Source organism: Mixta mediterraneensis, assembly GCF_030283135.1.
GTDB classification, from domain to species: domain Bacteria; phylum Pseudomonadota; class Gammaproteobacteria; order Enterobacterales; family Enterobacteriaceae; genus Pantoea; species Pantoea mediterraneensis.
In genome coordinates this window covers 310840-332885 of sequence record NZ_JASUAZ010000001.1, presented here as the reverse complement: position 1 = coordinate 332885, position 22046 = coordinate 310840, and the positions used below count along the sequence as shown (strand labels likewise).

Here is a 22046-nt window from a genome sequence, read left to right as displayed (position 1 = left end):
TTGATCTTTTCTTACAGGGACAGTCATGGAAAACCAGACATTTTCTACGCCGGAACGTGAGAACGGTTTTGCCGAACTGGGGAGTTACGCCGCGATAGGTGAAGGACGTTCAGTAGCGTTAATTGCGCCCGACGGTTCGATTGACTGGTGGTGTGCGCCTAATCTGGACTCTAAACCGCTGTTTGATCGTCTGCTTGATCCGCAGGTCGGCGGCTATTTCCAAATTGTTCCTGACGCGCCTTATCGCGTAACACGTCAATATCGTGAGAACAGCAACGTACTGGAAACGCAGTTTGAAACAGAGTCTGGCTGCGTACGTATTACTGAATCCATCAATAGTACGCTGGCGGGTCGACTACCGTGGAGCGAACTCGTCCGCCGTATTGAAGGGATCGAAGGTCAGGTTAAGTTAACCTTTCACCTGCGTTTCGGCACGGCGGCAGAAACGCGTTCACCGTGGGTTGCCGACAGCCATCAGGGAAAAGTTTTTCATATCGCGAAGGTGATGGCGATGGTGCGCACCAGCGAAGATGTTGAAATCGATTACTTAGATGATGAAAAAGTCACGGGGCGGTTACTCACCTCGCCCGGTTCGCGCTCGTTATGTGCCCTGTTAATCAGTGAAAATGAACCCCTGGCCGTGCCGGAACTTGCATCAATCGACAAACGTATCGAAACCAGCGATACCGCATGGCGCGATTGGGTAAACAGCCTGAGCTACCAGGGCAGTTTTCCCGAGCTGGTTAAGCGTTCTGCCTTATCGCTCAAATTTTTGTGGTATTCACCAACCGGTGCGCTGGCTGCGGCAGCAACCACCTCGTTGCCGGAAGGCATAGGTGGCGAAAAAAATTATGATTATCGTTACGCCTGGGTGCGGGATGCCTGCCTGATCATTAAAGCATTCGTCTATCTGGGCGCGCTTGAAGACAGTAAGGCGGCTTTCTCCTGGCTGTCGCAAACGATCATTCGCCACGGCGTCAACCTGCGTGCCTGCTACACGCTTAAGGGCGATGCAGTGCCTGAAGAACGCTATCCTGCTTTAGCCGGATATATGGGCTCGCAGCCAGTACGCGTCGGCAATAATGCGCGCGATCAGGTGCAGCTCAGCATGTTTGGCGATATGTTGGCAACGGCTCAGCTATTTATCAGCGCGGGACACGTATTGGATCTCACTACCTCCCGCATGTTGGGTGAACTGGCCAACAGCTGTGCCGATAACTGGCGGCAGATGGATTCAGGCATCTGGGAACTGCCCGAACAATACCATTACACGCACTCGAAGATGGCCTGCTGGCTGGCGCTCGATCGTGCAGTGGCAATGGCCGAAAGTCAGCATATTGAGCCGACCTGGGTTGGACGCTGGAAGCGCGAACGCGATCGCATTCGTGACTGGATTGAAACGCATTGCTGGTCGGAGCAAAAACAGGCATATGTGTTTTACGTCGGCAGTGAACAGCTTGATGCCTCGCTGGCACTGACTCATCACTATGGCAAGACGGTGAATCCTGACCGCATGCTCGCCACTTATCAGGCGATCAGAAAAGAGCTGGGCAATGACAGCGCCATGCTTTATCGCTATAGCGGCGCTGAAAAAGAAGAAAGCACGTTTCTCGCTTGTTCATTCTGGCTGGTTGAAGCCTGGGCAGCCTTAGACGAAAACGATTTAGCGCAGCAATCAATGAACGAGATTCTGGAAACGTTTAACCAGCATGGCAACGTCGATATTTTTAATGAAATGTTTGATGTGCGAAGCAATAGCTGGCGCGGCAATATGCCGCAGGGTTTGAGCCATCTGGCGCTAATTTGTGCCGCACAAGAGATAAAGCAGGAAAAATAGAGCGGGCATTTTTCCTATTGTAAGGCTGCTAAAATCTTAAATGCCGCTTTGACGCGTTCTGGATTGGGATAATTTTTATTAGCCAGCATAACAATACCGGTGTTCTGATCGGGGATAAAAGCAATATAAGCGCCGAATCCTCTGGTCGCACCGGTTTTATGTATCCAGGCTGCACGAACCGGCGGGCGCACGGGGAGTAACCTTTCTGTGGGTTGAGCCTTCAGCGCCACGCTGTTATCACTGGCATCGGCCACGGTTTGCGCTTTTACCGGCCAGTCATACATTTCCCACCCCAGCCCCTGATACATCGAACCGGTTTTAAAATAGCGTGACTGCGATGTGAGTATGGCATTTCTGAGCACAGTATTGCCGGAAGATAAGCCATTGGGATTCGCGTTCGCCTGCATGAAAGTTAGCATGTCGCGTGCGGTGGTTTTTACGCCATACGCTTCGGCATCCAGCATACCCGGCGAAACGCGGATCGGCTGTTTATCTTTGTATCCCCAGGCATAATCGAACATCATCGATTTTGGCACGGTGATAAAGGTGCGCGTCAGGCGCAAAGGCTGAAAGACATGCTTTTGCATCGCCTCTTCAAAACTGCCCTTCACCATTAGATGACCAAACAAACCTATGCTGGCATTAGAATACTGACGCGTGGTGCCAGGCGCTGCTTGCGGCTGCCATTGCTGGTAATAGTTGCGCAGTGAATCCTCATCGGTCACCGTATCGGGCAGTTGCAAGAGCAGATTCCCCGCCGTGTAGGTGGCAAGATGCAGCATGCTGATCGTTTGCCACTGCGGCCCTGAAAGCGCTGGCCAGTATTTTTTCACCGGATCGTTTAGCCGTAATTCTCCCTGCCTTACCAAAACACCCGCCAGCACGCCAGTGAAGGTTTTGCTGACCGATCCTAATTCAAAAATGGTGTTTTCAGTAACCACACGACGCGATTCCAGGCTGGCCACGCCAAAATTAACGAACTGCGTGCGGCCTTTATACAAAACCGCGACCGACATGCCGGGAATCGCCTGTTGTGCAAGCAGCGGTTCGAGGGTCTGTTTAACCACAGCAGTAACCTGCTGTGAGGTTAGCATCGGTGATGCGGCCACCCAACTGGGCGCAAGAGAAAAAAATAAGATCAGAGGGAGCAGCTTTTGCATTATCGACGCGTTGTTTCTTCACGGAACCAGATTATTTACATTGAGAGGCACATGATTGCACGCATATCTGCGCCTGTGAACTACAGGAACCATTATCCCTGTTTTTACATTGCGAACGTTCAACATAACAATTCGTCTGGCAAGCAGAAACATCACATTTGGCGGCAATGGGCGTTAACTGCGCAATGGGCGCACGAGAAGGAAAATAGCGGGTCGTTTGAGCGAAGGTGCTGCCGACCAAAAGACTGGACAACAGCACGCTGAGGCTGAGGATAAGTTTCATGATCGATCTCCAGAGGGACGCTGTAATCAGTATGGCCAATGCGGTACGTCACGTCTGAAAAATCTTTTTAATTTGCGGTCTGCGGCGGATGTAACCTGAATGCCGTTACGCCACGCTGATAAATATCGTTGAGCTGCTGAATGTAGCGCGACGGACAGTGTTGCTCTTTGATACGCGTAATGGCGGCCTCGCCTTTTTGCTGCACGATACCGGGGTTTTCTATGATTTCCAGCAACACGAGTTTAAGCGCATTAACCAGCGCCTGTCGCAGCTGATCCCTCTCCGCTACGCTGCCTATGCTGTACTCCCGGTCATCGTTCAATGTGCCGCCGATGCACCAGCCCGCCTCGGGCGGATTGATTTCAGGCAATGCGCGTACGTTGCTGGTTATCACCGGGCAACCGTTGGACTGCATTTCTAATACCGAGAATCCATATGTCTCCTGCCAGGTTGGCAGCAAACCAAGGTCACTGTTGCGGAACAGTTCCATCAGCGCGGCATTATCCATTCGCGACTGATGTTTGAAACAGGAATAACGCTGAATGCGGTTTTCAATATCGCGATAGAACGCTTCATTGTCCTGATATTGACGATGAGCAATATTATGACGCTTGCTGAGTTCGCCAATTAACTGAACGTCCAGTTGCGATTCATCAATCTTTTTTTCCTCCAGCAGCTGCGAAATGGCCAGCACCACTTCGGCTCCCCCTTTGCGGTAAAACTCATTACCGGCAAATACCAGCCGTAGTTTTCCTGACGGGCGCGGCAGTTTTTGCTGGCAAAAAAGCGGTTGTGGAGGATGAAGTACCACCGTTTTTTCCCGCATACGTTTGGCAATATCAGGCGTATGTTTAAACAACTTCATCTGAATGTTTAATGTTGCCTCTGAAATCGCAATTAAACCGAAGCAGTTATCTTTTAATACATGTGGGATCAGGCGGTGCAGCTCAGTATTCTCATGCTTAGCCACACCCGCGACAGGCAATACGCGCGGCAATTCAGTCTCGAAAGTGGCTAACCATTTATGTCGCGTGATCGCCACTTCGTTAAACAAATGTAAAATATCTGGTTTTTTTGTTGCTAAAAAAGGAATCGGAAGAAATACAAATACTTTATTTTTTTTAAGTACCCGCGTGCGAAAAGGGTTCATAAAATAATAGATATTGCGTTTCTTTAGATTGATATAGGTGTTTTCCGGGTTAACTAAGATATTACGTTGCTCCGGGTACTGGTTATTTGTTATGCCTATTTTCATAATTTACTTTCGATGTGAAATGTTATTCGGGTGATCTATAACATGAGGTTCGCAGGCGTGGGACTGAGGAATATCTTAAAAGATATAATAATCTCTACAGTTGATAAATATTAATGGATGAAACCTCAGCCATCTTTATCGTCTGGGTATTTTTTAACGTGATTTTTAATAAAGTGAACCTGAGCTTATCTGAGTCTGTTCGTATAACTTCGTGATTTGCCATGCTATTTTACCGGAAAAAATCACTGACTGTGAAGACGCCATCGGTATTATCAGGCGTCATGGTGAAACACCAGACGCGCACTATCTAAAATCAGTTGATAACTTTTAAACTGATTAGCAAAACTGTAAAAAAAAGGAAAATTTACACTGGCAATGCTTAACTAAAATGGAGTTATGCCCCCTGCTATCACCCACCTGAAACAAAAGATACAGGCTGCTTTTCAGCCAATCCATACGCACCATTATGGGGCGCAATTGCACCATCTAACAGTGCAAATCAAAAATCCCCTTCTGCCGTAACCATCGACATGAAGATGTTATTTGCTGATTCTTAAGTGATAAAATGCGTATTGCACACTCTTTTTCAGTTGGTGCGAAAGTTGCAAAGATAACACCAAACTGAAGGAGACACTATGAAAGCAATTGTGATCGGCGGTGGTATTGGCGGCATGAGTACGGCGATTGCGCTGGAAAAGATGGGTTATGAAACAGCTGTTTTTGAAGCAGTTAAAGAAATTAAACCGGTGGGTGCCGCAATATCCATCTGGCCAAATGGCGTTAAATGCTTAAACGCATTAGGGATGAAAGCTTCCCTGCGCGCATTAGGCGGCAATATGACGTATATGGCATATAACGATTTCGCGACCGGTACAACCTTAACGCGTTTTAGCATGGCCCCGCTGGTGCAACAGGTTGGAGAATATCCGTACCCGGTTGCCAGGGCAGAATTGCAAGCCATGTTGATTGATACCTATGGCCGTTCGCGCGTTAACGTTGGCAAACGCGTTATTCAGGTAGAGCAAAACGAAAACGGCGTAATCGCCACGTTCGACGATAACAGCCAGGCCAGCGGTGATTTTTTGATTGCAGCCGACGGCACACATTCAGTGATTCGGCAATATGTATTAGGCGAAACCCTCGAACGCCGCTATGCCGGTTACGTGAACTGGAACGGCCTGGTTGAGACGGATGAAAGCATCGCTCCCGCTAATCAATGGACCACATTTGTAGGTGAAGGTAAGCGCGTCTCGTTAATGCCTGTTAGTGGTAATCGTTTTTACTTCTTTTTTGATGTGCCTTTGCCGAAAGGTCTGGCGGAAGATCGCAGCACGGTAAAAAATGATCTGCGTGGCTATTTTAGCGGCTGGGCTGAACCGGTGCAGAAGCTGATCGCGGCTATCAATCCAGACACGACAAATCGGGTCGAGATCCATGATATTGAGCCCTTCAGTCGTTTTGTCAAAGGCCGAATCGCATTGCTTGGCGACGCCGCCCACAGTACCACGCCCGATATTGGCCAGGGTGGATGCGCAGCAATGGAAGATGCGATTGTGCTGGCATCAACGCTGGCGGCGCATTCGTTAGGTATTGAAGATGCGCTACTGCGTTACCAGGCGCGTCGCGTTGAACGCGTAAAAGATTTAGTACTGAAGGCGCGTAAGCGAAGCGATGTCACACACGCTAAAAATCCAGCGATTACCGCTGAATGGTATCGATCGCTTAAAACGGAAACCGGTGAGCATGTACTGGCGGGAATGTGTGAAACCATTGAAGGTGGTCCGCTCGGTTAATTCAGGAAGAAGGCAACAGGCGGTGGCAAACCAGCCCACCGCCCTGCTATTAACCGCTTATTCAGCTAAACCGCGATTCTTCAGCATCGGTCCAGTTTGCGGTTCTGCCCCCCGCCAGCTTGCATACAGCTTTTTCAAATCACTGCTGTTGCCGCGCGACAGGATTTTTTCACGGAAAATCTGGCCATTTTCGCGCGTTAATCCGCCGTTTTCGACAAACCACTGATAGCCGTCATCAGCCAGCATCTGCGTCCAGATATAGGCATAATAACCCGCCGCATAGCCGCCGCCCCAGATATGCTGAAAATAGCTGGAACGATAGCGTGGCGGAACGGCCGCTAATGCCAGATTATCGCTTTGCAGCGCCTGCTGTTCAAAGCTGTCCACTGAGGATACAGCCGTGCTGCTGTTCAGGCTGTGCCAGTGCAAATCCAGCAGCGCGGCTGCCAGCAATTCGCTCATGTCATAGCCTTTATTGAATTTTTCGGCGCGAATGATTTTCTCATGCAGTCCGGCGGGCATCGCTTCGCCCGTTTGATAATGACGTGCAAAATGGCGAAATACCTGCTTTTCGCTGGCCCAGTGCTCGTTGAGCTGCGATGGAAATTCGACAAAATCACGTGGCGTGGCGGTGCCAGATAAACTGGGATACCGCTGGCTGGCAAACAGCCCATGCAGAGTATGCCCAAATTCGTGGAACAGTGTGATGACATCATCCCAGCTTAATAATGCCGGTTCACCGGCTGGTGGTTTTGTGTAGTTGCACACGTTGTAAATCACCGGTTTGCTATTCAGCAGCGTGGACTGATTGACAAAATTGCTCATCCACGCGCCGCCGCCCTTGCTGTCACGCTTGAAAAAATCGGTATAGAACAGCGCCATTGGCGTGTTATCCGCATCGAAAATCTCATATACCTGCACATCAGGATGATAAACCGGCAAATCATGGCGCTCAGTGAAGGTAACACCGAATAGCTGAGTCGCTGCCCAAAAAACACCGTTTTTCAGTACCGTGTTCAGCTCAAAGTAGGGTTTGATTTGGCTTTCATCCAGATCATATTGCGCATGGCGTACCTGCTCGGCGTAAAAGCGCCAGTCCCACGCGCTCAGGGTAAAACCACCGTGTTGCTGATCAATGGTTTGCTGAATCACTGAGGCTTCACGTTCGGCGCGGGCGCGGGCGGCGGGAACAATGTTACGCATAAAAGCAAAAGCGGCATCCGGCGTTTTCGCCATTTGATCCTGTAATTGCCAGGCCGCAAAACTGGCGAAACCCAATAGTTTTGCCTGTTCGGCGCGCACTTGCGCCAGACGCAGCACTAACGCACGCGTATCGTTATCATCGCCCTTTTCGCAGCGTGTCCAGGCCGCGTGGAACAGGGTCTGGCGGGTATCGCGATTGATCAAACTTTGTAAGGCAGGTTGCTGAGTCGTGTTTTGCAATACCAGCAGCCAGCTCTTTTCCAGACCACGCGCCTGCGCTGCCGCCTGTGCTACCGCAAGATCCGCCGCGCTCAAGCCAGCAAGCTGTTGTGCCTCTGCTATGACTAAACCGCCAGCTTTGGTTGCCGCCAGCAGTTTATTAGTGAATTTCGTGCTCAGCTGGGCCGCTTCCTGGTTCAGCGCTTTTAGCGCCTGCTTTTGCGCGTCTGGCAGATTAGCGCCTGCCAGTTGAAAATGTTGCCAGGTGACTTCAACTAAACGTTTGGATTCAGCGTCCAGTTTTGCTCGCTGTTGGTACACCGCATCCAGGCGGTCGAACAGCGAGCGATTGAGCGTAATTTCATCATCCAGCGCCGTAAGCTGCGGGCTAATCTCTTCATCAATCTGTTGCAGATAATCGCTGGTATGCGCAGACGTCATCGCACTAAACACTAAATTAACGCGATTTAATAATTGACCGCTGCGTTCCAGCGCTTCATAGGTATTAAGGAAAGTCGGCTCATCTTTATTACTGGCAATCGCCAGCACGTCCTGGCGCTTCTCTTCAATACCGGCCAGTAAAGCGGGCAAAAAATCCTGCTCCTGAATCTGATCAAAGGGCGGAGCCTGATACGGCAAGGGGCTGACACTGAAGAAAGGGTTCTGTCGGGTATTCATGATGATGACTCCTGGACGACCAACGCAAAAAACTCATCCTGGCAGGTTGCCTGCTGTTGAACAACTCAGACGAGCACCTGCTGCTGATAAATACTGATAATTTCGCCAGCAATCGCGACGGCAATCTCGGCGGGAAGCTTGCCTTTTACATCGGGTAAACCAATCGGGCAACGCAGGCGCGCCAGGCTATCGGCCGGAATGCCTTTGCCTTCCAGCCGATAGCGAAACCGCTGTGCTTTGGTTTGTGAGCCAATCACACCGGCATAACGGAAATCACCGCGCTTTAAAATCGCTTCGCTCAGCGCCAGATCAAGCGGATGATGATGGGTCATCACCACAAAATAGCTACCGGGTGCCGCTTGTGCCACGCAATCCAGCGGATCTTCTGGTTGAATTACCACCACCCCTGGCGGGACATGGGTAAACTGCCCGGCACGACTGTCGATCCAGCTGATGTGACAGGGTAACGTTGACAGCAGATTGACCAGCGCCAGACCAACGTGCCCTGCGCCATAAACCTGGATCATCGGCTGCGCCTGCAATAGCGGTTCAAACAGCAGGGTTGTCATACCGCCGCAGCATTGCCCGAGGCGTGCGCCAAGAGAAAAATTTTCGCTGTGCGGCGTTTGCTGGCCGCTCTGCAACATGTCGCGCGCCTGGGCGATGCATTGATATTCAAGATGGCCGCCGCCGATGGTCAGAAAAGTTTCATGGGGCGTCACTACCATTTTGCTGCCGCTATCGCGCGGCACCGAACCGCGCTCGCTTAGAACGGTAATTAATACGCAGCTTTGACGCTTTTCACGCAGCACGTGCAGCACGGTAATCCAGTCATGATAAATCATCACACGCTCCTGCCAGCCGCTGTGCGCCCCAAAATACCCGTTCAGGCGTGGCGGGCGCATCCAGCATCGGATGCTGGCGATAGCCATCAACGCTGGCAATGGCATCCTGTAATGCGCACCAGGCGGCAATACCGAGCATAAATGGCGGTTCGCCGACCGCTTTGGAATGGAACACGGTGTCCTGCGGATTCTGACGATTTTCTACCAGCGTGACGCGCATATCGGGCGGCACATCGCTGATCGCCGGAATTTTATAGCTGGCCGGGCCGTCAGTGAGCAGCCGCCCTTTGTCATTCCACACCAGCTCTTCGCAGGTCAGCCATCCCAGCCCCTGCACGAAACCGCCCTCCACCTGACCGGTATCAATCGCTGGATTAAGGGATGCGCCAACGTCATGCAGAATATCGGCTCGCAACAGGCGATATTCACCGGTCAGCGTATCAATCACCACCTCGCAGCAGGCGGCCCCGTAAGCAAAGTAGTAGAACGGCTTACCCCGGCCGGCCAGACGGTCATAATGAATACCCGGCACGCGATAATAGCCGTTTGCTGACAGCGGCACCTGATTAAACCATGCCAGCTGTGCCACTTCGGCAAAGGTGTAATATTTTTCACCCGCGTGAATGATGCCGTTGCGGAAACCTATTGCGCTGGCGCTGCAATTGTGGATTTTGCAGAGCATTTTCGTTAACCGATCTCGCAGAATCTCAGCCGCGTTCTGTGCCGCTTTACCGTTCAGATCGGTGCCGCTTGAAGCCGCAGTTGGTGAGGTATTAGGGACTTTGCCGGTATCAGTGGCGGTGATTTGGATCTTATCGACGTCAATTTGCAATACTTCGGCTACGATCTGCGCCACTTTGGTGTTCAGGCCCTGGCCCATCTCGGTGCCGCCGTGATTAAGCTGAACCGTGCCGTCGGTGTAAATCAAGATCAACGCGCCAGCCTGATTGAGAAAACTTGAGGTGAATGAGATACCAACTTTAACGGGTGTCAGCGCCAGCCCACGTTTCAGAAACGGGCTGTTGGCGTTGAAATGGGTTATCTCAGCGCGGCGTTCCTGATATGCGCTGCTGCGCTCCAGCTGTTCGGTCATCTCATCCAGCAGATTATCCTCAACCTGCTGATGATAATGGGTGATGTTACGTTCGGTTTTACCGTAGTAGTTGCGCTTGCGCAGCGTCAGAGGATCCAGGCCGCGTTCGCGGGCGATATGATCCATGATCTGTTCAATCGCAACCATGCCTTGTGGGCCGCCAAAGCCGCGATAAGCGGTGTTCGAGGCCGTATTGGTGCGGCAGCGATACCCGGTAATCAGCGCATCACCTAAGTAATACGCGTTATCAGCGTGGAACATAGCGCGATCAACGATCGATCCACTAAGATCGAGTGAATAACCGCAGTTTCCGGCCAGATCAATTTTTACGCCGCAAAGTCGTCCTTCATCATCGACGCCCACCTCGTAGCGGACAAAGAATGGATGACGCTTACCGGTAATGCGCATGTCGTCACGTCGTGCCAGACGCATTTTCACGGCGCGCCCGGTTTGCCGTGCCGCCACGGCGCATAAGCATGCGACACCAGCGGCCTGGGTTTCTTTGCCTCCAAATCCCCCGCCCATACGGCGCATATCAATGGTGACTTTATTCATGGTAATACCCATGACTTCAGCCACCAGCTTTTGTACTTCGGTTGGGTTTTGCGTGGAGGAAAAAACCTGCAGCGTGCTGTCCTCGCCAGGGATGACAAGCGCCGTCTGCGTTTCCAGATAGAAATGCTCCTGTCCCCCGATATGAAATTGCCCTTTAATGCGATGTGGCGCACGCGCTAACGCCGCATCAGCGTCTCCTCGCTGATGAACATGCGGCTCCTGGACAAAACTGCCTTGTGCCAGGGCCTGTTCGACATCTAACAACGGCTCCAGCACTTCATATTCGATGATAGCGGCTTCAGCGCCCAGGCGAGCAGCGTCGGCTGTTTCGGCGGCGACGGCAATGATGATTTGTCCAGCGTAATCAACTTTTTCGTGTGCCAGCAGCGGATCGCCCGGTTCAAGTGGGCCAACATCGTTGACGCCCGGTACATCTTGCCAGGTTAATACGCTGACTACGCCGGGAATGGCGTAACAAGGCTGAATATCTAAACGCGTAATATGCGCATGGGCATGTTCGCTCAAACGTGGACACAGATGTAGCAGCCCCGGTAACTCAGACTTATCATCAATGTAAATTGCTTCGCCGGAAACGTGTTTTTCTGCGCTTTCATGCTTATTGCTGCGGCCCACGCCGCTTTGCAGTTCCGCTGCAAACTGCGCTTTGATCACCGCTGCCGAAAGTTCAGGACGATTATGAGACATAGCGGCTTACCTCTGTAATAGTCAAATCGCCGCTGGAACGATGGTAATAGCGGCGTAGCAAATTACGCGCAACCTGCAGGCGGTAATCGGCACTGGCCCGGAAATCGCTTAGCGGCTGAAAATCCAGCGCCAGCGCAGCGCAGGCTTGTGCAACCGTCACCGCATTCAGGGGTTGACCCATTAATGTCTGTTCACAGGCACTGGCCCGCTTTGGCGTGGCTGCCATGCCGCCGAATGCGATACGCGCATCACTGACCACGCCGTGATGACACGCAATATTAAAGGCTGCAAAAACAGCAGATATGTCATCATCCAGCCGTTTGGAAACTTTCCAGGCCACAAAATCTGGTGACACTGTCACTTTTGGCACCTTAATGGCACGGATAAACTCGCCTTCCTGCAAGACCGTTTGGCGATAACCGGTAAAAAATTCATCAAGCGCGACGTTCCGCTGCCGATCGCCCCGCTGCAATTGCAGCGAAGCATTGAGCGCTAAAAGCATGGGAGACGCATCACCAATTGGCGATGCATTGGCAATATTGCCGCCGAGCGTTCCCTGATGGCGAATTTGCAGCGAAGCGAAACGTTGCAGCATTTCACTCACGCCCGGAATGCGTGCAGCCAAAAACTCACTGACCTGGTTAAGGGAAGCCCCCGCACCCAGTATGTAATGCTCGTCAGCTTCGCTGCACACCTTCAGCGCCTCAATGTGTTCGAGCGTAATGAGGATCGGCAGCGGTTTGTACTGCTGCGTAATATGCAAACTGAGGTCGGTGCCGCCGGCCACCAGCCTGGCATTGGGGTGCTCAAGATAGATTTGAGCCAGCTGCTCTGGTGTTTTAGGCAGAAAACAGCGATGGCCGTTGCCGCTCAGCGCTTGCATCTCAGGCTGGATGAGCGCTTCAAGGCGTTGCACGACATTCGCGGCCGTTTGGTCGAATTTGTCGTGACATGGCTGAGAACAGACCTGCCTGGCCGCATCCATGATGGCGCGATAACCGGTGCAGCGGCACAGGTTTCCCGCCAGCGCGATTTCTGCCTGATGACGGTCCCAGTCTTTTCTGTTTTTCTGCAGGCTAAACAGCGACATGACAAAACCCGGCGTACAGAAACCGCACTGAGAACCGTGGCATGCTACCATCGCCTGCTGAGCGGGATGCAGCTGGTTACCTTGCTTTAAATCTTCAACCGTAATCAGTTGCTTGCCCTGCAATGTGCTAACCAGCGTCAGGCAACTGTTAACAGTTTCGTACTGCATTTTCCCCTCTACTGCTTTCCCCAACGTCACACTACAGGCGCCACAATCCCCTGACGCACAACCTTCTTTGGTGCCGGTGCGGCGCAGACGGGTACGCAGATAATTCAATACGGTCAGATTCGGATCGATGTCGTTTTCGGTAATCAGCGTATTATTGAGAAGAAACTGAATCATACGGCACTCTCCCCGGCGTTGCGTTGCCAGACGGGGCGTCCATGTAGCCAGGTTTGAACAATATTGCGATCGTCTCCCAGCGTCATTAAGACAAATAGTTTTTCCCAGATGTCTTTGCTGTTGCCGATGCGCAACTTTTGTAGTTCCGAGACTGCGGGATCGATTACCACAAAATCAGCTTCTTTACCGGCGGCAAAATTACCAATCACCGGGTCAAGATCCAGCGCATGGGCGCCGCCCAGCGTCGCATGATAGAAGGCTTCGGCGGCGTTGAGTTTGTAACCCTGTAGCTGACCGACCTTGTAGGCTTCGCCCAGCGTCTGCAACAGATTAAAGGTGGTTCCCGCTCCGACGTCCGTACCGATACCGACCTTAACGCTCTGCTGCCAGCTACGTTTGATATTAAACAGACCACTGCCAAGAAACAGATTGGATGTGGGGCAAAACGCAATGGATGAATCGGTATCGTGCAGGCATTGCCATTCATCATCTTCAAGGTGAATACAGTGCGCGAATACGCTGCGGCGGCCGGTAAGCTGATAATGATGATAAACATCCAGGTAACCGTCCCGTTCCGGGAACAGCTCTTTCACCCAGGCGGTTTCCTGCGCACTTTCACTGAGATGGGTATGTATCCAGGTATCCGGAAACTCTTTTCGCAGCTGACACACTTTTTCCAGCAAGGCATGTGAAGACGTCGGCGCAAAACGTGGCGTCAATGCATAGCTCAGACGACCGCGCTGATGCCAGCGCTCAATCAGCGCACGCGTTTGCTGGTAGCTTTCTTCCGGCGTTTCGAGCAAATAATCGGGCGCGTTGCGATCCATCATCACTTTGCCTGCAATAAGGCGCATGTTCAGCGCTTCGGCGGCACTGAACAGTGCCTCAATCGATTGAGGATGCACCGTACCAAACACCAGCGCGCTGGGTGGTGCCGTTGGCGAGCAATTGACGCAGGAAAAACGCTGACATCTGTGCCGCATGCTGCGGGCAGTGATACTGCGCTTCGACCGGAAAAGTATATTGATTCAGCCATTCAAGAAGCTGTTCGCCAAATGCACCTATCATTTCGGTCTGCGGATAATGAATATGGCTGTCGATAAACCCCGGCAGGATAAGCTTGCCGCGCAGATCGACAATATCCATGCCGTTTAACTGCTCGCTAATGTTTTGCCACTCATGCAAACCGACCACGCGTCCTTCACGCAGCAGCAGTACACCATCTTCTATAAAGCGCGCCTGAGCCAGAATGTCGTCTGGCTGGTCGGCTAAAGCTGTAAAGTCAAAAAAACTGGCGCGAATCGCCGTGTCTGTCATTAAAGGCATGAGATTTCCTTTTTGAGAAAATACCGAGCTTTCTCATTAATTATGCAGATGATTGCTTTAAAGCTAATTTGCAAAAGCTATGCCAAAACTATTATTTATTTTATTGTTAATTATCAGTAAGTTATGATGATTGAGGGTTATTACTGATAACATTGAATATGTTAATTCAACGCAAACGGTTGCTTATAGTAGCAACCGTTTGCTTCGCGAAAAGCTTCCCTGAAAATATATTTTTCATTACGAAAGAGAAGTTCAGATCGAAAAATTTATGCACTTTTACCGTGCGCGGTGCGCCAAAACAGCGCATTGCAGCTGGTTGAAAAATTCATTTACAGCAGGCTATGGAATTCGGCAGGCAGAAGGGAAATCTAAATGTTATGGTGAAACGGTCGAACCTGAAATTGCATAAGGAACAGTGAGATGATTATTTTTGTTACCGGTGCGACAGCCGGTTTTGGTCAAAGTATCACCCGCCGATTCATTGAGACAGGTCACAAGGTTATTGCCAGCGGACGCCGCGCCGAACGTTTACAGGCGCTGAAAGCGGAGCTGGGAGATAACGTCTATACGGTGCAACTGGACGTGCGTAATCGCGCTGCTATTGAAGAAGCCATCGCCGCATTACCGGCTGAATGGCGCGACATTGATGTTCTGGTGAATAACGCCGGGCTGGCGCTGGGGATTGAACCGGCGCATAAAGCCAATGTTGAAGACTGGGAAAACATGATCGACACCAATACGAAAGGACTGGTGTATATGACCCGCGCCCTGCTGCCACAGATGGTTGAGCGCAATATCGGCCACATCATCAATATTGGTTCGATTGCCGGAAGCTGGCCGTATGCGGGCGGTAACGTCTATGGCGCGACCAAAGCTTTTGTGCGTCAGTTCAGCCTTAATCTGCGCACGGATTTACACGGCACCGCGCTACGTGTGACAGATATTGAGCCAGGCCTGGTTGGCGGCACTGAATTTTCTAATGTGCGCTTTAAGGGTGACGACGATGAAGCGGGACAGGTTTACGAAGGGGCGACAGCATTAACGCCGCAGGATGTGACTGAAGCGGTCTATTGGGTAGCGACATTGCCGAAACATGTCAATATAAACAGCCTGGAGATGATGCCAGTCAGCCAGACGCTGGCAGGGCTGAAAGTGCATAAGCCATGATATAAACAGCCAGCCCACCGCGGCTGGCTGTTTTCAGGCTCGTCCCCAACCCATCACCATGATCAACATGCCGATGAAGGCGATGGAAGCCCCGCTCCAGTCCCAGACGCTTAACTTTACCCCTTCCACCAGACGCAACCATAGCAACGCGGTTAAAACATACACGCCGCCATACGCTGCATACACGCGTCCACTGGCAACGGGATGTAATGTCAACAACCACACAAACAGAGCCAGACTTGCTGCTGCGGGAATCAGCCACCAAACCGAAGCGCCCTTCTTTAGCCACAGCCACGGTAAAAAACAGCCAATAATTTCTGCCAGCGCAGTAAGGAAAAACAGTAAAACGGTTTTAACCAGCATCTCTCTCTCACAAACTTAAACGAAAGGCTCATCGCTGGTGAGCACAGAAACGGCAATGATATACTAAGCCTATCCGTGGTAACAGCCGTTCCCGTTGGCGATGTCTACGTTAACCGAAGGAAATTACGATGAAAAAAATGATTCCGGCCCTGATTGTGGCCCTGCTTTCTGCATCAGCATTTACTGCCAGCGCCACCACTAATCGGGTGATTATTGAAGATGGCAGCAGCGCCGCCAGCAATGAAGCGGCACGTCAGAGCAAAGAACAATGGAACGACACGCGTATGTTGCGTAATAAGGTCAATACACGCGTGGAGAAAGAGTTCGACAAAACCGACCGGGCGTTTGATACCCGCGATAAGTGCGAGCAAAGTATGAACATCAACGCCTACTGGGAGCCCAATACCTTACGCTGCCTTGATCGCCGCTCTGGTCGCCCGGTTACCCCCTGATGTTAACCGGCTGCTATAGTAATGACGGACCTGTTACATAAGGAGAAGGTAATGAAGAAACAGACTGGATGGTTAGTTGCAACGTTATTCGCTATGCCGATACTGGCGCAGGCTTCTTGCGAATCGGTTAAAGCCGATATTAGCCAGAAGATCATACAAAATGGTGTTCCTGAATCTGGCTTTACGCTGGATATTGTTGCTAATGATCAGGTTGATCAAGCGGGTGGCCAGGTCGTGGGTCACTGCGAAAATGACTCACAGAAAATTGTTTATAAGAAAATTAGCCGGGACGATGAATCCAGCGTCCCGGCCAGTGCTGGCAGTTCTCAGGACGCGCCAGCTCAGTAACGTTCAGGGCGACCTTGTCGCCCTTTTCTTTACCCCTCATGTTCCAGCCGTTGACGCGGCATCAGCCACGCTACCCATAGCGCTAAAACAGCAATCAGCAGCGCGACGATAAATACCCAATGCAACGATGCCGCTATTCCTGCCACCAGATGCTGTAGCGTGTCGTGATTCAATGCGTTGCGCGTCTCTTCCGACATAATTTGCTGTACCGGGTCCTGTGCATGTGGCAGTCGCCATACCAGGTTCATATTGAGGACCGCGCCCATTAATGCCGTGCCAATGGCTGAGCCAATCATACGGCTGAACATGATCGATGCGGTGCAAATGCCGCGTATATCGTAATCTGCATGATTCTGCACCGAGACTAAAAATGTGGTGCTGGTCATCCCCATGCCGGTGCCAATGACAAAAGCGGTAAGCCCGGCCTGATAAATCGTGCTTTCAGGGTGCAACAACAGCAACAAGGCGCTGCCGGCGATCAATAACAAAGCTCCAAGCTGAGCGGTGAAGCGATAGGAGGTAGCCAGCATCAGGCGCCCGCTAAACGTGCTGGCGAGCGGCCAGCCAATCGACATCATTGCCAGCGCGCTTCCCGCCTGTAACGGCGAACCGCCCGTGATGCCCTGAATCCAGGTAGGCAGAAAAGCGCTTATCCCCATCATCGCGGCGCCAATAATAAGATTACCGGCATTGCCCGCAATGATTACCCGGCTACGCCAGATGATCGCAGGAAACAGCGGCGCGTCCGCCCGCTGTTCATGGCGTTTGAGCTGCCAGCCAGCAAAAAGTGACACTGCAACAACCAAAAGCAGCCAGTAACCTAAGCGCTCAGCCTGTAGTAAAGCGGTTAACAACGCGCTAATGCACAGCATTAACCATGCGCTGCCTGCCAGGTTAAGCGGCTGAGGTTTTTCGGCCAGTTGATGTGCGGGCAACCAGCGCGCCAGCATAAGCATGCTCACAATACCTATCGGTAAGTTCACCCAGAAAATTACCGACCAGGTAAAGTGCTGCACCAACCACGCGCCGCTAAGCGGGCCCACTATCGCTGCTACGCCCCAGACGCTGGACAACCACCCTTGAACGCTGGCGCGCTCACGGGGTGAATAGATGTCAGCAACGATGGTTGAACTCAGCGGCATAATCGCCCCCGCCCCCAGCCCCTGAAAGGCGCGGAATACAATCAGCCACGTCATACTGTGAGCGAAACCGCACAATATCGAGCCAGCCAGAAAAATAGAGGTGCCAAGGAACAGCATGCGTTTACGTCCCCATATGTCGGCAAGCCGTCCATATAAAGGCACACTAACGGCCTGTGTAAGCAGGTAGACAGAAAAAACCCAGCCAAACTGCGAAAAACCGCCAAGTTCAGCAATAATGGTTGGCATGGCCGTAGCGACAATCGTTACCTCAATTGCCGCCATGAACATCGCCAGCATGCAGGCGATCAATACCCAATGCCGCTGGCCAGTTTGAAGTTGCGCGCTCTCAGTCATAACACTCCCTTTTGAAGCTGCAAGGCTAGCCTAAAAATCACCACCGCAATTTCCTCGTTGTGCGCTGTTGTTGTGACGGCGTCACTTAAAGTCGATGAAATTTTTTTATTGTCAACTCGCGCCAATAACCACGCGGGTTTACCACGCTTTTGGCCGTATTCTATCTGCCTGATTTTGCGCATAAAAACTAGCGTGCTTCGCTTTGCACTGCTATAGGTTTGAGACAACTTTCTCAGTATTCGCTGAAAAAGCGCAGATAAATGGCCCTTTTATCTGCAATTTACGACAGACACAGTATTGGAAGTGACCACTTGTTTTGTTGCTTCTGTTGTGCCGTCACTGTTCGTCATAACAAATGAGACCGACTGATTAAACAGGGAGACTCACATTATGCAAAATGCTTCGCTGGCTAAACGCGCCGGCCTTGCTCTGCTTGCCATCATTGTCGTGCTGGCAGTACTCATCGGGGGGATTGGCTGGGATACGCTGGTTGCGCGTAAAGTCGATTTACTCTATCTCGGGCAACAACATCTTTTCTTAGTATTCTGGTCAATGCTGTTTGCGTTGTTAGTCGGCGTGCCTGGCGGGATCATCCTGAGCCGCCCTTTTGCCCGCCGATGGGCAGAATATGCGATGCAAATCTTCAACGTCGGTAATACCTTGCCTCCTCTTGCCGTATTAGCCTTAGCGATGGTGCTCCTTGGTATTGGCGATCGTCCGGCGTTAATTGCGCTATTCCTCGCTTCACTGCTGCCGATTGTGCGTAACACCTATGCCGGCTTGAATGCAGTGCCTCCCTCGCTTATTGAAGCCGCAGACGGTATTGGTATGACTAAGCTTCAGCGTCTGCGACAGGTGGAGTTGCCCAATGCGCTACCGGTGATATTAGCAGGTGTGCGTATTGCCACGGCGATTAATGTCGGTACCGCGCCGCTGGCATTTTTGATTGGTGCCAGCAGTTTTGGCGAACTGATCTTTCCTGGCATCTACCTGAATGACTTCCCAACCCTCATCCTCGGTGCTGTGGCAACAGCTTTAGTCGCACTGATACTGGATATGTTGCTGGCCGCATTAGGCCGTTTCCTCAGCCCGCATGCGGCGGCATAACATAAGGAGTTTTGCGATGCTAAAGCGTTGGATAAAAAACACAGCCCTGGCCTTAACCGCCACGCTGGCGATGAGCCAGGCGGCACAGGCTGCGGCTCCGATCGTCATGGCGACCAAAAGTTTCACCGAACAGCACATTCTTTCGGCAATGACGGTGATGTGGCTGCAAAAGAAAGGTTTTCAGATCATCCCGAAACGCAATATCGCCACCACTATTGGCCGTAATGCGATGCTGAATAAGCAGAGCGATATGACATGGGAATATACCGGCACCTCGCTGATTATCTTTAACCACATCAACAAAACGATGTCGTCAAAAGAAGCCTATGAAACGGTAAAGAAACTGGACGCCAGACTGGGTTTAGTCTGGCTGGACCCGGCTCCGATGAATAACACTTACGCCTTTGCCATGCAGCGCTCACGTGCCGAGAAAGAGGGAATTTCCACCATGTCGCAGTTAGTGGCTAAGCTGGAGCAGGTACGCAAAACCGATCCTGATCACAACTGGCGTCTGGGACTGGATTTGGAATTTGCCGGACGCTCAGATGGCCTGAAACCGTTACAAAAAACCTACGACATGCCGCTGGACCGCCCGCAGATTCGGCAGATGGATCCCGGTCTGGTCTATAACGCCGTGCGTGATGGTTTTGTTGATGCGGGTCTGATTTATACCACCGATGGCCGCGTTAAGGGCTTTGACCTCAAAGTGCTTGAAGATGATAAGCACTTCTTTCCAAGTTACAACGTCACGCCAGTGGTCCGTAAAGATGTGCTGGATAGCCATCCGGGACTGGCAGAGGCGTTAAATCAGCTAACGCCACTGATTACCGATGACGCGATCACTGAAATGAATAAACGCGTGGACATTGATCATCAGTCTCCTCAACAGGTGGCTCGCGACTTCCTTAACTCAAAACACATGCTGTAAGGAGGCATTATGGATACCCTTCACTACATCATGAATAACTGGCACAACCTGTTAAACCTGACCTGGCAGCATACCTGGCTGGTGCTGGTGGCAGTAGGATGTGCCATCGTCATCGGCGTTCCGCTTGGGGTTTTAATTGTGCGGTTTAAGTGGCTGGCGACGCCTGTGCTGAGCATTGCAACGGTGGTGCTGACCATTCCGACAATTGCCCTGTTTGGCCTGATGATTCCGCTGTTTTCAATGATCGGTCAGGGCATTGGCGCCTTGCCCGCCATTACCGCCGTATTTCTTTATTCGCTGTTGCCAATTGTGCGTAACACCCATACCGCGCTGGAAAACTTACCGCCGGGCCTGCGTGAAGCGGGACGCGGCATCGGTATGACGTTCTGGCAGCGTCTGCGTTGGGTGGAAATTCCAATGGCATTACCGGTCATCTTCGGTGGAATTCGTACCGCTGTGGTAATGAATGTGGGCGTAATGGCGATTGCTGCTGTCATTGGTGCTGGCGGGCTTGGCCTGTTACTGCTGGATGGCATCAGCGGCAGTGATATTCGTATGTTAATTGCCGGGGCGCTGATAATTTGCCTGCTGGCCATTATTCTTGACTGGCTGCTGCACCGTTTGCAGCTGGCGCTGACTCCTAAGGGGATTCGATAATGATAAAGCTGGAAAACCTGACGAAAACCTTTACGCAAAAGCACGGCTCCGTGGTGAAAGCCGTGGACAATGTCAGCCTGGAAGTACCGGCCGGGGAAATGTGCGTGCTGCTCGGTCCGTCAGGCTGCGGCAAAACCACCACATTAAAAATGATCAACCGACTGATCCCGTCGACCAGCGGTAAGATCCTGATTAATGGTGAAGATACCAGTACTCAGGACACGACTACGCTGCGTCGCAACATTGGATATGTTATTCAGCAAATCGGCCTGTTCCCGAATATGACAATTGAAGAGAACATTACCGCTGTGCCTCGTATGCTGGGCTGGGACAAGAAACGCTGCCACGAGCGGGCAACAGAACTGATGAGCATGGTAGCGCTCGATCCCACTAAATTTTTGCATCGTTATCCGCGAGAGATGTCGGGTGGTCAACAGCAGCGTATCGGCGTTATTCGTGCACTGGCTGCGGATCCGCCGGTATTGCTGATGGATGAACCTTTTGGTGCCGTCGATCCGATCAACCGTGAAGTGATCCAGAACGAATTTCTCGATATGCAGCGCCAGCTAAAGAAAACTGTCATGCTGGTGAGCCATGATATTGATGAAGCCCTGAAACTTGGCGATCGCATTGCCGTATTTGGTCAGGGTAAAATCGTGCAGTGCGCCAGCCCGGATGAGCTTTTGGCAACCCCGGCAAATGAGTTTGTTGGTTCGTTTGTCGGACAGGACCGAACGCTGAAACGTCTGCTGCTGGTACAGGCGGGAGATGTCACCGATCAACAACCCACCATTACGGTTAAGCGTTCGACGCCGCTGGCTGAAGCATTTGGCACGATGGATGATAATGACATGCGTTCCATTACCGTGGTGGATAATGACGGTAAACCGCTGGGCTTTGTAAAACGTCGCGAGGCGCGTAACGCCAGCGGCAACTGCGAAGAGAAGCTACATACCTTTAAAGTGACCGGTAAAGCAGAGGAAAACCTGCGGGTGGTGTTATCGAAACTGTACGAGCACAACACGGTATGGATGCCCATTGTTGACGAAGAGGGGCGCTATAGCGGGGAGATTTCGCAGGATTATATTGCGGATTATCTGAGCTCAGGCCGAACACGCCGTCGTCTGAATCCATAGTAAAAAGG

At 51.7% G+C, this 22046-nt stretch carries 18 protein-coding genes and 1 pseudogene; 9 read left to right on the top strand and 10 right to left on the bottom strand.

Features of this window, described 5'->3' with window-relative positions:
* Positions 1 to 25: 25 nt before the first annotated feature.
* Positions 26 to 1837, top strand: coding sequence for a glycoside hydrolase family 15 protein (locus QRY16_RS01560; RefSeq protein WP_289775399.1), 1812 nt, complete (start codon positions 26 to 28; stop codon positions 1835 to 1837).
* A 14-nt stretch (positions 1838 to 1851) separates the two neighbouring features.
* On the opposite strand, the gene ampC is transcribed toward QRY16_RS01560, so the two are convergent.
* The 3 genes from ampC to QRY16_RS01545 form a co-directional block, all read right to left on the bottom strand.
* Positions 1852 to 3000, bottom strand: a complete 1149-nt coding sequence (ampC, locus tag QRY16_RS01555) for a class C beta-lactamase (RefSeq protein ID WP_419776100.1) — start codon at positions 2998 to 3000, stop codon at positions 1852 to 1854.
* 28 nt (positions 3001 to 3028) lie between these two features.
* Positions 3029 to 3280 (bottom strand): hypothetical protein, encoded by a 252-nt coding sequence (locus QRY16_RS01550; protein WP_289775397.1) that lies wholly within the window; start codon positions 3278 to 3280, stop codon positions 3029 to 3031.
* A 67-nt stretch (positions 3281 to 3347) separates the two neighbouring features.
* Positions 3348 to 4535, bottom strand: coding sequence for a glycosyltransferase family 4 protein (locus tag QRY16_RS01545; protein WP_309249236.1), 1188 nt, complete (start codon positions 4533 to 4535; stop codon positions 3348 to 3350).
* Between the two features lie 635 nt (positions 4536 to 5170).
* On the opposite strand from QRY16_RS01545, the gene hpxO reads away from it, so the two are divergent.
* Positions 5171 to 6328: an FAD-dependent urate hydroxylase HpxO gene (gene hpxO / locus QRY16_RS01540; protein WP_289775395.1), complete on the top strand. Its 1158-nt coding sequence runs from the start codon at positions 5171 to 5173 to the stop codon at positions 6326 to 6328.
* 57 nt (positions 6329 to 6385) lie between these two features.
* Here hpxO and dcp read toward each other — a convergent pair whose 3' ends face one another.
* The 5 genes and pseudogenes from dcp to guaD all read right to left on the bottom strand — a co-directional run bounded on the left by dcp (position 6386) and on the right by guaD (position 14384).
* Complete coding sequence (gene dcp, locus QRY16_RS01535; RefSeq protein ID WP_289775394.1) at positions 6386 to 8428, bottom strand: peptidyl-dipeptidase Dcp; 2043 nt, start codon at positions 8426 to 8428, stop codon at positions 6386 to 6388.
* Between the two features lie 65 nt (positions 8429 to 8493).
* Positions 8494 to 9273, bottom strand: a complete 780-nt coding sequence (gene xdhC / locus QRY16_RS01530; protein ID WP_289775393.1) for a xanthine dehydrogenase accessory protein XdhC — start codon at positions 9271 to 9273, stop codon at positions 8494 to 8496.
* On the bottom strand, positions 9260 to 11626 hold the full coding sequence (gene xdhB / locus QRY16_RS01525; protein WP_289775392.1) for a xanthine dehydrogenase molybdopterin binding subunit: 2367 nt from the start codon (positions 11624 to 11626) through the stop codon (positions 9260 to 9262). The genes xdhC and xdhB overlap by 14 nt, the downstream gene beginning before the upstream one ends.
* Entirely contained in the window at positions 11616 to 13058 is a 1443-nt protein-coding gene (gene xdhA / locus QRY16_RS01520) for a xanthine dehydrogenase small subunit (protein ID WP_289775391.1), read from the bottom strand. Before xdhA ends, xdhB begins: the two co-directional genes overlap by 11 nt.
* A pseudogene (guaD, locus tag QRY16_RS01515) lies at positions 13055 to 14384 on the bottom strand (guanine deaminase). Before guaD ends, xdhA begins: the two are co-directional and overlap by 4 nt.
* Before the next feature lie 420 nt (positions 14385 to 14804).
* On the opposite strand from guaD, the gene ydfG reads away from it, so the two are divergent.
* The gene (gene ydfG, locus QRY16_RS01510) at positions 14805 to 15551 is read left to right on the top strand and encodes a bifunctional NADP-dependent 3-hydroxy acid dehydrogenase/3-hydroxypropionate dehydrogenase YdfG (protein WP_289775390.1); all 747 of its coding nucleotides are present in this window, start codon (positions 14805 to 14807) and stop codon (positions 15549 to 15551) included.
* Positions 15552 to 15584: 33 nt separating this feature from the next.
* Here the strand turns inward: ydfG and QRY16_RS01505 are convergent, their stop codons facing one another.
* Positions 15585 to 15911, bottom strand: coding sequence for a YnfA family protein (locus QRY16_RS01505; protein WP_289775425.1), 327 nt, complete (start codon positions 15909 to 15911; stop codon positions 15585 to 15587).
* A 131-nt stretch (positions 15912 to 16042) separates the two neighbouring features.
* Between QRY16_RS01505 and QRY16_RS01500 the strand changes: the two genes are divergently transcribed.
* Complete coding sequence (locus tag QRY16_RS01500; RefSeq protein WP_193404166.1) at positions 16043 to 16366, top strand: DUF1283 family protein; 324 nt, start codon at positions 16043 to 16045, stop codon at positions 16364 to 16366.
* Between the two features lie 51 nt (positions 16367 to 16417).
* On the top strand, positions 16418 to 16714 hold the full coding sequence (locus tag QRY16_RS01495) for a DUF1161 domain-containing protein (protein WP_193404167.1): 297 nt from the start codon (positions 16418 to 16420) through the stop codon (positions 16712 to 16714).
* A gap of 29 nt (positions 16715 to 16743) precedes the next feature.
* On the opposite strand, the gene QRY16_RS01490 is transcribed toward QRY16_RS01495, so the two are convergent.
* Positions 16744 to 18210, bottom strand: coding sequence for an MDR family MFS transporter (locus QRY16_RS01490; RefSeq protein ID WP_289775389.1), 1467 nt, complete (start codon positions 18208 to 18210; stop codon positions 16744 to 16746).
* A 390-nt stretch (positions 18211 to 18600) separates the two neighbouring features.
* On the opposite strand from QRY16_RS01490, the gene QRY16_RS01485 reads away from it, so the two are divergent.
* The 4 genes from QRY16_RS01485 to osmV are packed head-to-tail and all read left to right on the top strand — an operon-like array spanning position 18601 to position 22038.
* Complete coding sequence (locus QRY16_RS01485) at positions 18601 to 19317, top strand: ABC transporter permease (RefSeq protein WP_193404169.1); 717 nt, start codon at positions 18601 to 18603, stop codon at positions 19315 to 19317.
* Between the two features lie 16 nt (positions 19318 to 19333).
* Positions 19334 to 20245 carry a glycine betaine ABC transporter substrate-binding protein gene (locus QRY16_RS01480; protein WP_419776099.1) on the top strand — a complete coding sequence of 304 codons (912 nt, stop codon included), beginning with the start codon at positions 19334 to 19336 and terminating at the stop codon, positions 20243 to 20245.
* 9 nt (positions 20246 to 20254) lie between these two features.
* On the top strand, positions 20255 to 20902 hold the full coding sequence (gene osmW, locus QRY16_RS01475; RefSeq protein WP_289775388.1) for an osmoprotectant ABC transporter permease OsmW: 648 nt from the start codon (positions 20255 to 20257) through the stop codon (positions 20900 to 20902).
* On the top strand, positions 20902 to 22038 hold the full coding sequence (gene osmV / locus QRY16_RS01470; RefSeq protein ID WP_193404172.1) for an osmoprotectant ABC transporter ATP-binding protein OsmV: 1137 nt from the start codon (positions 20902 to 20904) through the stop codon (positions 22036 to 22038). The genes osmW and osmV overlap by 1 nt, the downstream gene beginning before the upstream one ends.
* Positions 22039 to 22046: the final 8 nt, after the last annotated feature.